Origin of the sequence: Paraburkholderia sp. UCT2, from assembly GCF_014397665.1 — a bacterium.
In the GTDB taxonomy this organism is placed as follows: domain Bacteria; phylum Pseudomonadota; class Gammaproteobacteria; order Burkholderiales; family Burkholderiaceae; genus Paraburkholderia; species Paraburkholderia tuberum.
Genome location: NZ_VZQO01000042.1, coordinates 1 through 14,155 on the forward strand (window position 1 = coordinate 1; position 14,155 = coordinate 14,155).

Genomic DNA, 14,155 nt, shown 5'->3' on the forward strand with positions numbered 1-14,155 from the left:
GTCCGATCCAGGGTCCGGTGGACAATGGCGGCAGCACGGACGACACGACGCCGACGCTGGTGGGCAAGGGTGAACCGGGCGACACGATCGTCGTGATCGACAACGGCACGCCGGTTGGCGAGACGGAGGTCGACGAGGATGGCAACTGGAGCTTCACGCCTGATACGCCGCTGGACGAAGGCGAGCACGAGTTCACGGTGGTGGAACGTGATCCCGCGGGCAACGAAAGCAGGCCTTCGGAGCCGCACGTGGTGATCATCGATACGACAGTGCCAGCACTGGTACTGAAGGCACCTGAAGTACCGGAGATGGCAGATGGTGTAATCGACGCGGCAGAGGCCAGCGATGGCACATGGGTGTTGATCCCTGCCTATACGGGCATGGTCGAGGGTGACGTGATCACGATTGACTGGAACGGCAAGAGCTACGAGCACGTGGTGGGGGCGTTCGACCTACTCACCGGGATCAAGGTGAAGATCCCGGCAGACGATCTGATCGGGCAGGACACGGCGTTCGACATCTCCTATACGGTGACGGACGCGGCGGGCCACGTCTCATCGCCGAGCCCGACTACCCATGTGAGGATTTACACGATGGGACCGGACAAGCCAGAAATTGACGAAGTGATTGACGACGTGGGTCTGGTTCAGGGTCCGGTGGGCAATGGGGAGAGCACGGATGACACGACGCCGACGCTGGTGGGCAAGGGCGAACCGGGTGACACGATCGTCGTGATCGACAACGGCACGCCGGTTGGCGAGACGCAGGTCGACGAGGACGGCAACTGGAGCTTCACGCCTGATACGCCGCTGGACGAAGGCGAGCACGAGTTCACGGTGGTGGAACGTGATCCCGCGGGCAACGAAAGCAAGCCCTCGGATCCGTGGACGGTGATCGTGGACACGACCCCGCCGGATGCTCAGGCGACCATCACGTCAATGGGCAAGGACAGCGGCTCGTCCCACAGCGATTTCCTGACCAGTGATGGTTCGGCGGGCCGTTCGATTACGGGCTCGCTGACGGCGGCACTCGCACCTGGCGAGACGGTTCAGGTCTCAGTAGACGGCGGAAAGACCTGGCAGGACGCGTTAGTCGAAGATAATGGCAACTGGGTGTTCCAGGACAATACGGCGCATGACGCCAGCTGGACGATCCAGACGCGCGTGGTCGATGAGGCAGGCAATTGCGGCGATGCGGTGTCGCAACAGGTAGTGCTCGATACGATCGCCCCAGCTGCGCCGACCTCGGTCTCGCGTAGTGGCAGTGTCGTCACCGTGGAATTGCCGAAGAGTGCCGCAGTGGGTGACATCGTCAACATTGCCGCGGGCGACTATCGGTTCGACCATCGCCTGACGGCCGCCGATATTGCTGCAGGGAAGGTAAGTTCTACTGTCGACGGCAATGTAGATGGATCATATGGGGCTGCAATTGTTGATCAGGCTGGCAATATTTCTAGTTATACGGTGAGTACCGTGCCATCCGTGAAAATTGAGGAGGACTTTGAAACTTCCTCGTCATTAACACAGTTCAACGGCTTTACAATGGTGGCGTCTAGGTATTCGAGCACGCCTTACATCAACTACCTTGGTGATAGAGGTATTTGGCTTGGGACTGAGGGCAGCGACTCTACTGGTGATCACACAACAAGCTATAACGCAGTTATTACGCTAGATAGTCCTGCAAGCTCAGTGTCATATAAGCTGAGTTCTGTTAACAGCAGCGCCTCCTATGCAGTCTATCTGGATGCGGCAGGACACGAAATTGGAAGAACCAATTTTGCAAATAGTGGTCCTGCCCAAATCTATGGCTATACCGTGCCGTCAGGCGGCGTGCCTATCGCCTCGGTCAAGTTGTTTTTCGTCAATGAAATAAACGGCGCTATCCTTCAGGACTTCGCTTACCAGACTGTCGGTGGTTCCGACATCCCTGTCGACACGGCACAGCAGCATGTCGTGTCTGAAGGAGGCTATTACGGCACCAATGAGGACAACCTCTTTGCGGTGGGCAACGTGGATGTATTCGACAAGGCTGCTACGCACATCGATGGCAACGGCGGTACCGATACGCTGAAGCTGACAGGCGTAGACCAGACCCTGGACCTGACCAGCCTGCATGGCAAGCTGTCGTCGATTGAAGTGTTCGACATCACTGGCACGGGCAACAACACGCTCAGGCTTTCGCTGGGCGATGTGCTCGATCTGGGCGGCAAGGACCTGTTCGTTGCCGACGGCCGCACGCAGGTGATGGTCAAGGGCAATGCGGGCGACAAGGTCGACCTGTCCGATCTACTGCCGGACGGAGGCGACGTCGGCAACTGGATGCAGCAGTCTGGCACCACGACCGTGGGCGGCGTCGCGTATGACGTCTTCTACCACTCGGGTCTGAACGCCGAACTGCTGGTACAGCACGGTGTCGATACGACGCTGCTTAACCACTGAACTCCGGCCGGTCCGCGACGCATGACCTGCGTCGCGGACCCGGAATCACCAACCATTTAATCAGGCTCCCTGAACAGCATCGCGCTGCCCGGGGGACCGCTTTTGACGAACTGATCATGACTTTCAATCAAACCCTGATGCGTGCGCTCGCAGGCGCATTGCTCGTGACGGCGGGTACCTTGCCCGCCATCGCACAACAGACTTTCTCTAACCCGCAGCCGCCGGTCACCCAGGCAGCCGCACCCGGCACCGCGCCGACGGCCCGTGCCGGTACGCAGCCCGGCAGGGTATTCGGCCAGAGCTACGCGCCGGTTGGCCAGGTCGGCCCCCAGCAGGCGCAGATCGTCTACTACCGTGATGCATCCGCGGGTGCGGGCCGGTCGGCCGCTGCCGACGTCTACGTTGATGGCGAACTGCAGACCGCGTTGCTGCCCAATGGCTACAGCATCTTCTGCGTCAAGCCGGGCCAACACATGCTGGGCGCGTACATTCAGGATGCGCCGCTGTACAAAGGCAAGACCACCGGGCGATCCGGCGCAGAACTGAAGGGCGGCATGACCTACTTCGTGAAGGTCGGGCCGGCCGGCAGCAACGATGCACCGATCATGGTGCCGCGCAACGAAGCCGAAGCCCAGTTGCAAGGCATGCGCGCCCAGATGCACGTGCTTTCGCGCGCATCGGCAGTGGAGGCGTGTGACCCTGCGTCGATCCCGGTGACGTCAGCCCCGGTGGCGCAGCCTGTCGCGGCGAAAGAATACACGCTCAAGGGCGACACGCTGTTCGCCTTCGGCAAGTCTGGCAATCGCGACATGAATGTCAAAGGCCATGCGGCAATTGCACATCTGGCTGAGCAGATTCGCGCGGAAAACACCTCGCTGCAAGCCGTGACGGTGATCGGCCACGCGGACCTGATCGGCTCGGCGGCGGCGGCACAGAAGCTTGGCGAGCAGCGTGCGATGACGGTTCGCCGGATGCTGATCGAGCAGGGTATTCCGGCGCAGAAGATCACCGCGGAAAGCGCGGGCAATTCCGATCCGGTGGTCGCCGACTGCAGCGGCACGATGCAGCAGAAGATTGCCTGCAATGAGCCCAACCGCCGGGTGGTGGTGCAACTGAGTCTGTCGGGCCCGGCCCGATAAAGGTATGGGGGGATGCTGAGCCCTGATGTTGAGCCCTGAGGCGCGATCTTCCTGAATCGGGAAGGTCGCGCACCTACCGGCCTTCACCGCATGCCCAGGCAAACGGTGAGGGCCTTCCGAGAATGGGAGTGTCGCGATGACCAGACAAACAGAGATTCCTGCAATCAATGTGCTGCTCGCCTATGCAGAGTTGCGCGACAGGGATCAGGTATTTTTTAACGGGAAGCTCAACGAGTTCGTGTTTGCGTCCCGATCGAGCAAACGTGAGTTCATCAGGCAGTGGCAGCGAGCGCTCGCGGCTACCGGAACAACGCCGATAGACACGAATCTTCAAAATGAAGGGCACTGTCAGGTGCAGTCAGATCTCCAGGCTGCAACGGATTAGTTGCGGTTGATTCAGGGTTCGCGATGCCGAAATGCAGATCCTGGCGGCTGGAGAATTTGCCGGAATGCAGAGCATGAGTCTTTCGATCCGCGTGGAGCGTGCCCCTGCAAAAATCTCGAACAACAAATGTATATACTGAAGGGCGAAATCGTGTTCGGTAAGATTTTAATGGCTGCCTCTACCCAAGGGTAAAACCACATGACATCTACCCCGTCTGAGCACGCGCATCCCAACCCCACAGGCTTCGCCGCATTGTTCGCGCGATTGCGCTCCGTCGTTGAACCGCAGGTCAATCCCCTTGCGGCGTCCTGGCCATCCTTTGTCCTGTTCTTTTCATGGAGCGACGGGCAGCGGCGGGCCGACGTCGTGACCGCAACGGCGGCGACATTTGCCGAGGCCTGGGACGCAGGCATGGAGCAGGTGACGCAGGCTGCCGGCGCGGCCGGACTGGTCGTCCAGTGGCTTCGGGTGGACTGGGTTACCAGCGTTGAAGGAATGACCTGGGAGGCACTGCGGGGCCGCCTCGAACAGACCCGGCGCAGTTATTTTCGTTGCGGCCTGTCGCTGGACAGTAATTTCAGGCATGCCTTTCTGGAGACCGAACTGAATGGCAATGCCATGCTGTATGGCGGCCCGGCACAGACGCATGCGGTTGTGAACACAAAGAACTTCGAACGGTATGCCGCCATTCGGCACCAGCTTGCCAGCGTGAATTTCGAGGATCAGCAAAACGTTAATGTGTTCTCGACCCGTGGGGCGTTCGCAAGCCTGCAAGCGCCGGAGGTACACCTTCTGCACGGGACGGGTCTGAACGCGGGCCGCCGCATCATCGAACATCTCCGGCCGGCAGACGTGAGGGCGCTCGTCGCATCCGGCAGCCGCTATCTGGCCGGCCAGGTACAGCCTGGCGGGCGCTTTCACTATGGCTGGCATCCCTGTTTCGATCGCGAAATCGGCACTTACAACACCCTGCGTCATGCAAGTTCGATCTATGCGATGCTCGAAGCCTGGGAAGTGACCCAGGACAACGACCTCAAGACAGCAATCGACGCAGCGCTGCATTATCTCGTCAATGAACTCATCATGCCGGCGGAATTGCCGTCCGGTGCCCGCGCGGCGTTTCTGGTTGACCGGCAGGGCGAAGTCAAACTGGGTGGCAACGGCGTGTGCCTTCTGGCGCTGGTCAAATACAGCCAGCTGACCGGCTCAGACGAATATCTGACTCTGCTAGAACAGCTCGCAACAGGCATCCTCTTCATGCAGGATGCGGACACCGGCAAATTCAGCCATGTGCTGAACTATCCGGATCTGTCGGTTAAGCAGGCATTCCGGATCATCTATTACGATGGCGAAGCGGCCTTCGGCCTGATGCGCCTCTATGGTCTGACTGGCGATGCGAGGTGGCTCGCAGCAGTAGAAAAGGCGTTCGGCCATTTCATCGAGGCAAAACACTGGAAGGCGCATGACCACTGGCTCAGTTATTGTGTGAACGAATTGACCCGTCACAGGCCACTGGAAGCGTATTACAAATTTGGAATCCAGAACTTCGCCACCTATCTTGACTTCGTGGCTGAAAGGGTGACGACGTTTCCAACCCTGCTTGAATTGATGACGGCTGCCGAGCAGATGATTAGCCGCATGCAGCAGCAGCCGGGCCTGGAGCACCTGCTTGCCGAGGTCGATCTGGATAAGTTCTTCCATGCACTGCATGCGCGGGCGCAGCGCCTGTTAGATGGCCATTTCTGGCCGGAACTTGCCATGTACTTTGCCAATCCGGGCAGGATCACCGGCAGCTTCTTCATTCGCCACCATGCCTTCCGGGTCCGCATTGACGATGTCGAGCACTATCTATCGGGTTTTGTCGCCTATCTGAACTATCTGGAGTCGCAGCGGCATTCAGTATCCGCAACGCTGGCGCGGGAATGGAACGCGTCCCTGATCGAGGCGGCCACGCAGGGGACGTGGCTCAAGCAGCCGCCATTGGAGTGGACGGCAAGCGGCCTTTGCATTTACGCGCCTGCCATGCAGCCTGGAAACGTCGTGGTTGCCCGAACCGGTGAGGTAAGCCGGGGGATCCCTGTTCCTGTCATTCGACAGATGCAGCCGCGCCCCGCGGGTGTTATCTCGAGCCATTCTGATGTGCAGGCTCAACTTGCCGATTTGCCGGTCCTGCATGTCGCGGATACGGCCACGGCTATTCTTGCGATGGGAGCCTATGCACGCAGCCAGATGAGCGGCACTGTCCTAGCGGTGACCGGAAGCGCTGGCAAGACCACGCTCGTGGCCATGCTGGCTGACGCCCTCAATGCTTACGGTCCGACAGCGGCGAGCGCGTTCAACGCAAACCTTCCCCAAGGTGTGAGCTGGAATCTTGCGTCAATCAAGTGGGACACCCCTCATGTCGTCCTGGAAGTTGCCGTGGGCAAAATGAGACAGAGCGCGGCCATTGCCCGCCCGGACGTCGGCATTTTCACTAACATCCAGCCTGCTCACCTCGGGAAAAACAGCACAATCACTGATATTGCCCGGACCAAAAGCATGCTTTTTCTTGGCATGTCTGCGGGAAGTGTCGTGGTGCTCAATCGTGACATGCTGGAATGGGATACCGTCTACCAGGCGGCCATTGAACGGGATCTGAAAATCTTTACTTACGGCACGACTGCGGAGAGCGAGTTTCAACTCGTGGATCATGACGCGTCGGGGCAGCGGGTCGATGCGCGTATTAGAGGGCGCGATATCACCTATCCGATCGGGGCCGCAGGCTTGCACATGGCGTTGAACAGCTTGGCAGTACTTGCCGCTGTCTCGGCGCTCAACTATCCGTTCGCACCTGCGCTCGAACGGATCGCACGCTTTGCTGCCCTGTCCGGCCGCGGCGAGGAGTTTGAGCTGACACTCGACGGACGGCACGTGACCATTGTCGACCATGCCTACAATGCCAATCCCGGCTCGATGCAGGCCGCTCTGGAACATTTGCGGGACATGAAGAATGCAGCCAGACGAGTCGCTGTGCTGGGCGAGATGGCGGAGCTCGGTCCCCAGGCGTCGCTGCTTCATACCGACCTGGCTGCAGTGGTCGAGCGTTGCGGGATCGATCGCGTCTATGTCATGGGCAAGCTCTATACCGACTTCTGGGAACGGTTGCCGGCTGCACGCCATGGGCGCTACACGAATTCGCTTGACGAATTGAAGCTTGCACTCCAGGAAGAGCTTGTCGACAAGGACGTAGTGCTGCTCAAGGGCTCGAACAGTACGCGTCTCCATGAGGTCGTAGCGTGGCTGAGGGCTGGCGCGCAAAAGTAGCATTGACCTCTGGCCCTGCGAGCAATGGGTCTTCAGGCGTGCCTGAACGACCCGGAAGCTTCCAGCGCTCACCCCCGATGGCGGTAAGCCGCGCGGGGTAGTCTGCGCGCAGCACGGGGCCCGAATGCCAAATCAGCCGTACCACCCAAGGTGCTCGCCTGCGTCTGGTGCAGGCGAGTTCGTTGCCCGCGCGCATGGCCATCGTTGATCATTTCTGTCTTTTCTGCATAACCTCACGGAACCTTATTTATGAAATGGTTTGGCCGACATGGTCGGCGTTTATCGCACCTTCTGCGCTGGAGACTCCGGCGCTTCCTGTTCGTTGTCTTTGGCGTTTTTGGCGTTACCGAGCCCAGTCTGGCGGACCGACCCACACTGGGGCCGTTTGAGACTCCACGGCCTGGGGAGCTTAATATCCCTGTGGGAAGCGAGCCATTCGATGCCGCACAAGCCCTGAATGGTTCATTCAGTTCACCGGAACACTGCGCGCGAGTGCCCGATAGCCTGTGGGTCGAAGTCAACGGCAAGGGAGATTGCATTCGATACTACGCGCATGGATTGTCCGGCAGCGAAAGCCCCACTGTGCTGGTTTATTTCAGCGGGGATGTCATGCTGAGAACGACGAAGGGAGTCAGGTACGTTACACAATCCTACCTGGCTGTTTCGCCCATGGAAATTGGGAAAGATATGGCTAAATGGTCCGCCGATTCCGGCCGTCCCACGCTCTATCTTGCCCGGCCGGGTATCTATGGCTCCTCTGGCGACCATAACATGCGCCGCACGCATCGCGAGATCGAACTGATGGATCGCGCACTGGACATGCTCAAGGAGCGTTACAACATTGCATCATTCATTCTGACCGGACATTCCGCAGGAGGCCAGATCGCCGCTGCGCTCCTGAACAGACGCGCAGACGTTGCGGCATCGGTGGTTTCTTCTGCCCTTGTTTCCGCCAAACAGGTCGCGGCGTACTGGGAATACAAGCGGGAAATCCCCGGTCGACTGCTTTACGATGCCCGGAGCTATTACGATCCTGTGGACGAAATCGGGCGCATTCGCCAGGATCCACGACCGGAAATCTATGTGATTTCTGATCCGGAGGATCGTGTGGTTCCCTTTTACAGCCAGCTGTATTATGTTCGCCGTCTGCGTGCCGCCGGCCTCAAGCCGCATCACATCTACGCCAATGCTCCCGGGCCGCAGCATCACCTGCTCGCCGGACACGCGAAACGCGCTGCAACGCTTTTGGCTCAAGGGAAATCAGCGAAGGAAATCCACATGGCGCTTGCAGAACTTGACCTGTCGCAGGTTAAGTAAGCCACGAAAAGGTGCGACCTCCAGGGAGCACTGACTGGCGTTGTCATGGTGAGGAGCATTGGTCAGCAAATCGGGCCGGGCGTGGGGGCTGACGTTGATGCCGTCAAGCGACCCATGCAGCCGATTCGTAGTGGTCCGAAAGCTCGTTGTGTCATTGTCGCCGTCAGCCTGCGGCAGCCGATCGGACAGACCGCGCGCTTTCGTTTGGGTAGTTGTTTCCGTCGTTACGCTAGCCCGGAACAGCATCCACTGTCGATGGACACCTGACGGTATTTTTCCTAAACTTGTTCACGGCTGGTTGCTTGTTATTCGCTGCGTCCGTGGCTTCGACAGTGAGATTTGTGGTTGAAAGTTGCCGCCTCAATTTCCGTTCCGATTTGGCTGTATGACGCTTCGAAACCGGGCTCGTGCCGAAGTTGCTTGCGATGGGATGATCGCGAAACGGTGGTCGTGGGTTTGAGCAGGGGGCTATGTCTTTCGTCGCGCGTTAGGGGCACCCCCAGATACCGGCCTCGCTGGTCAAAGTCTCGATTAGCGGACGAGAAGATAAAGGTGCCTTGCGCATAAATAGGGAGCTCGATGGACAGTATCGATCCGAAGCGATTCGGCAAGGTGGCAGTGTTGTTTGGTGGAGTGTCCGCCGAGCGTGACGTGTCGCTCAATTCTGGTTGTCTCGTGTTGCAGAGACTGCGCGATGCAGGCGTCGACGCACACCCCTTCGATCCATCCACGCGGCCGTTGTCAGCGTTAAAGGACGAGGGCTTTGTGCGCGCGTTCAACGTGCTGCACGGCGGCTACGGCGAAAATGGACAGATTCAGGGCGCGCTCGATTTTTATGGGATCCGATATACGGGCAGCGGCGTGCTTGGTTCGGCGCTCGGGCTGGACAAGTTCCGCGCGAAACTTGTGTGGCAGCAACTGGGTATTCCGACGCCGCCGTTCGAGGCCGTGATGCGCGGCGACGATTACGATGCGCGTGCGCAGGAGATCGTCGCGCAACTCGGGTTGCCGCTATTTGTGAAGGCGGCGAGCGAAGGCTCAAGCGTCGCCGTGATCAAGGTAAAAGCGGCCGAGGCGCTACCCTCAGCGATCGCGGAAGCAGCAAAGTTCGACGCTATCGTGCTGGTCGAGAAGAGTATCGAAGGCGGCGGTGAATACACTGCGTGCATTGCGGGCGACCTCGATCTGCCGGTCATCCAAATTGTGCCAGCGGGCGAGTTCTACGACTATGACGCGAAGTACGTTCACGATTCGACGCAGTACCTGATTCCATGCGGACTGGCATCCCAGGAAGAGATGCGCCTGAAGCAACTCGCGCGCCGCGCGTTTGACGTGCTCGGTTGCTGGGACTGGGGGCGTGTCGACTTCATGATGGATGGCGAGGGCAAGCCGTACTTCCTCGAAGTGAACACATCACCAGGAATGACCGATCACTCGCTGTTGCCGAAGGCTGCTCGCGCGGTTGGTATCAGCTATCAGGAACTGGTCGTGAGGGTATTGTCGCTCACGCTGAAGGATTGACCTCGCCGAGAGGTATAGCAGAGTTCGTCAATCCGGTCCCGGCGTCGGCGCCCTGCTGGGTAAGGGCTGTGGGGCAATCGCAGTCCCGACCGGGGCAAAGAACGGCGTTGTCACATTAGCGTTCACGCGGCGGAAGATTGGCAGGCGATGCCACCATTCAAAGCTTAACGGACGGACCTTGGGCGACGCCTATGAAAAACGCCACGCATTGCGTGGCGAACTATTGGCGATAAAGCGAACAGCGCAGCAGTTGATGTGCTTCACGCTCGCCAGCGCGGCGAGTTCTGCTTTCGCGGTCAGGTAAATGCGTAACAGCTCGGTAACGATTTTCTTCGGTGCTTCGGGACAGGCCGTCAGCACGCGTGTAAAGAAGCGTTTCGCTGTTGCGCCGCGCGGTGGATAATCAGGTTGTTACCTGCCACGTGAACCTTCCTTCGAGGGGGCACCCGGCGAAAGCGTCAACTCCGCTGGCACCTATGACTCGATACGCACAACGCAATGTATTGGACCGCTTTCGCCGCTATCAGCATTTGTTGATGTTCGGCGGCGGGGCAGTGGTAACGGCGGTGGTGCTGGTTGCGTTCGTCCTGAACACGGTGGCCACTGTACGTACCTATGTTGCGCTCGAGCATCAAGAACTGATGTCCGGCGTGAACCGGCTCACCGACCTTAACTCGCGCAACGTCGTGCTTATGCAAAACGGCGTACGGCTCATCGAGGTCGCCTGGAGGGCCGGCGAACAGGCCGAGCCACGCCTTATCGAACAGTTCACAGGCAATGGCCAGATGCTTCGTCTTCAGCAGGCCCCAGATCATCTGCCGGTGCTCGTGGTGGGTGCCTCGTCTGCAACGCCTCCCGATTTGTTGGCAACCCGGTACATTCGGCTTGCTAAACAGATAAGTCAGGCGGCGACGGCAGCTTCCGAACGAAACGGAGGCCTGCTGACATTCTGGTTGTACAGGCCTGACCGTCCACTGCTCATCCTGGTACCATCGCCTGGCGATGCCCGGATGGCGACGTTGCTTGCCGATCGTGCTGCTTTTTTTTCTGCACTCGCGGGACCTGGCGGCAATCTCCTTGTTCCGCGAGACGTGCCCTTGCTCGATCCCCGCACCGGGGGGCGTGCATTTCGGTGGCTCCCTCCCTACGATAGTCCGTTAAGCGGCAGGCGATCAGTTCGAGTTGCAGCGACCCTGTTTGACAAGGAGCGGAAGCCGTTCGCCGTCGCTGTTTACGAGTTACCGGTCACCATTATCACTGCCGCTCTAGGGGACAGTGGGCTTGACGGCTCTCTTATGCTCTTCGCGCGCAATGGACAGGTTATCACTTCATTTTCGCGTCAACCGGTCGACCCGAAGGCGTCGGATACCGCGCGTGCTTTAGGTGTCGCAGGAATTGTCGAGCCGACAGGCAGGATCTTTCGTGACGGCCACATGCTGTTTGGCTGGCCAATCGGCGAGACTGGCGCAACGCTCGTGTTTGTGCAGTCGTGGCGCTCGATTGCCCGGGCACTGACTGGTCAGATTGGAACGTCGGCCGCGACGACTGGAGTGATCCTCCTCGTGGTGTGGTCGCTGATTCTACTGTTCAACCGGCGCGTGTTCCTGCCTGTTCTTGAGCGCTCTCGACGCGTGTTCGAGAGCGAGCACCTGAGCCGCGCGCTGATCGAGACGGCACCGGTAGGGCTGGGGCTGATTGCGGTGGAGAGCGGTAAGCCGTTGTTGCGCAGTCCGACGATGATCGAGGCCGCGGCGCGGGTGGTCCTGCCGGCGGCACGGACACTTTCGGCAGAACTGGTTCACCGTCACCGGCAACGCGCAGATGTAAGCGGTGTAACCGGTACAAACAGCATGGCGCACGAGGCGTGGTCGCTGCCGACACGCGAGGGTGGGACGATGGATCTCTCGGTGAGTGTCGTGCCGGCGCGCTACCAGGGCGAGGACGTGCTGGTGACGGCGTTCACGGACGTGACGGTGGAAAAGCGCCTCAATCGCCAACTGCGTGAAGCAAAGCAGGCGGCGGACTCGGCCAATGCCGCGAAATCCGCTTTCCTGGCGGCGATGAGCCATGAGATCCGCACACCGCTCAACGCGATCCAGGGGAATCTCGAGCTGCTGTCGCACTCGCAGCTCGATGCGCTGCAGCGTGACCGGCTGAAAACGATCCGGGGTTCATCGGACGGACTGCTTGCAATCGTGAGCGACGTGCTGGATTTCTCGAAGATCGAGGCCGGTGAGATGACGCTCGAGCGGATCGTGTTCGACGCGCAGGAGGTGGCCTCGCGGGCACTGACGATGTTCGGGCCGGTGGCGCGGGCGAAGGGCGTGAGGTTGTCGGGCGAATTTGGCACATCGACCACTCAACCGATGCAGGGCGATCCGACGAGGCTTGGCCAGGTGATGAACAATTTGCTGTCGAACGCCATCAAGTTTTCCGGGCACGGAGAGGTGACATTGAGACTGTCGGCGGAAGCGGGCGGTGATAATCAGCCAGAGCTTGTGATCGAAGTTGAAGACAGCGGGATCGGGATATCGCCGGAGCAGCAGGCGATGCTGTTCCGCGCGTTCAGCCAGGCGGATACGACGATCAACCGTCGCTTCGGTGGCACCGGTCTGGGGCTGGCATTATGCGCGCGGCTGACGGATGCGATGGGAGGGACGATCGCAGTGCACAGCGTGCCCGGCGAGGGCAGCCTCTTTACGGTGCGGGTGCCGCTGGGCGACTGTCACGGCGAGCCTGGGCTGGATATGCCGCACTTCGAGGGCGAGCAGGTGCTGTTCGTCGCGGCGGCGGACACCTGGCACGCGTATGCGGTGCCGGCACTGGAGGCCTGGGGGCTGAAGGTACAGGCGTATCGTCATCCTGCGCAACTCGATCTGGAGACGCTGGAGGAGGCGGATACCCTGATTGTCTGCGGCGAGCACGACACCTGGCATGCGGACGACGTCCGTCGTCTGCTGGAAGCGTCGTCCTGGATGATTGACTGCAGCGCGGAAGGACCGGCGTATCCCGTAGCGACGGGACGGGCGGTGAAGGTCTCGAGCTATGGTCTGAAAGGGCTGGCGGCGGCGCTACGCCATACCTTGCAGGGCATGCCGCTGGAGGCGGGCAAAGAGACACAGCGGGTATTGTCGCGCCGGCTGAAGGTGCTGGTGGCGGAAGACAACGCGGTGAACCGGGAACTGTTCAGCGAGCAGTTGAAGATGCTCGGGTGTGAGCCGCAGGTGGCGGAAGACGGGCTGCAGGCGCTGGAACGTCTCTCACGGGAGCGCTTCGATGTGCTGGTGACCGATCTGGCGATGCCGGTGCTGGACGGTTATGGGCTCGTGCGAGAGGCGCAGGCACGCTGGCCAGAAATGCCGATCGTGGTGGCGACGGCGAGCGTGTCGCAGGAGGAGCGAGCGCGTTGCGAGGCGGCCGGGGTAATGCGGGTAGTGGCCAAGCCGCTGCAGCTGGACGAGCTGTCGGCAACGCTGTCGGAGGTGACCGGCGTGCCGGGTGTGGCGGTGCAGGCGGAGGAACAGGAACAGGAACAGGAACAGGAACAGGAACAGGAAAGGAAACGTGATGGGATGCTGGGCGGCCGTGCAATGCCAGCCCACGTGCGGGCTACATTCCTGAAATCGTGCGAAGAGGCGCTGGCGGCGATCCATGCCGCGTACGATGCCGGCGACGCGGCCCGGATACTCGCCGAGTTGCATTCGTTGCGGGGCGCGCTAAATGTGTTTGGATACCGCACTCTTGCAGAGCAGTGCGCTCAAATGGAAGTCGCGATATCGAAGGAGGGTGTCGGGGCGGCGCAGGACATGATTGATGCTTTCGATAGCCAGTTGAGTGCCACTATCCTGACTTGATCCACTTGAAGTTCAAGGCCTTCATCGTCGGCGCGCTGCACAGCTTCTTCATCCGCGTATTCCTGATGCCGCAGCCGCCATAAGCCTGCACGCAGGCCGCTCTCGCCGGTTTATTGCATCGCGCGGGGCCAGGATAAAAGGCGGTGTGCGTCGCACAAACATTCGTGCAGTCATGCTACTCGTGGCACGATTAGTAAT

Annotated in this window: 7 protein-coding genes; all 7 read left to right on the forward strand. The window is 60.0% G+C overall.

The window, feature by feature from the left end:
• Positions 1-2,438: Ig-like domain-containing protein (locus F6X39_RS27460; RefSeq protein ID WP_262414834.1), on the forward strand; the 2,438-nt coding region annotated here is incomplete at its 5' end.
• 179 nt (positions 2,439-2,617) lie between these two features.
• Complete coding sequence (locus tag F6X39_RS27465) at positions 2,618-3,577, forward strand: OmpA family protein (RefSeq protein WP_262414835.1); 960 nt, start codon at positions 2,618-2,620, stop codon at positions 3,575-3,577.
• Positions 3,578-3,713: 136 nt separating this feature from the next.
• Positions 3,714-3,962, forward strand: coding sequence for a hypothetical protein (locus F6X39_RS27470; protein ID WP_187618896.1), 249 nt, complete (start codon positions 3,714-3,716; stop codon positions 3,960-3,962).
• 198 nt (positions 3,963-4,160) lie between these two features.
• Positions 4,161-7,265 (forward strand): UDP-N-acetylmuramoyl-tripeptide--D-alanyl-D-alanine ligase, encoded by a 3,105-nt coding sequence (locus F6X39_RS27475; RefSeq protein WP_187618897.1) that lies wholly within the window; start codon positions 4,161-4,163, stop codon positions 7,263-7,265.
• Between the two features lie 249 nt (positions 7,266-7,514).
• Positions 7,515-8,582 carry an alpha/beta hydrolase family protein gene (locus F6X39_RS27480; protein WP_187618898.1) on the forward strand — a complete coding sequence of 356 codons (1,068 nt, stop codon included), beginning with the start codon at positions 7,515-7,517 and terminating at the stop codon, positions 8,580-8,582.
• A gap of 579 nt (positions 8,583-9,161) precedes the next feature.
• Positions 9,162-10,103, forward strand: coding sequence for a D-alanine--D-alanine ligase (locus tag F6X39_RS27485; protein ID WP_184012006.1), 942 nt, complete (start codon positions 9,162-9,164; stop codon positions 10,101-10,103).
• Positions 10,104-10,606: 503 nt separating this feature from the next.
• Positions 10,607-13,957: an ATP-binding protein gene (locus F6X39_RS27490; protein ID WP_187618899.1), complete on the forward strand. Its 3,351-nt coding sequence runs from the start codon at positions 10,607-10,609 to the stop codon at positions 13,955-13,957.
• Positions 13,958-14,155 lie beyond the last annotated feature (198 nt).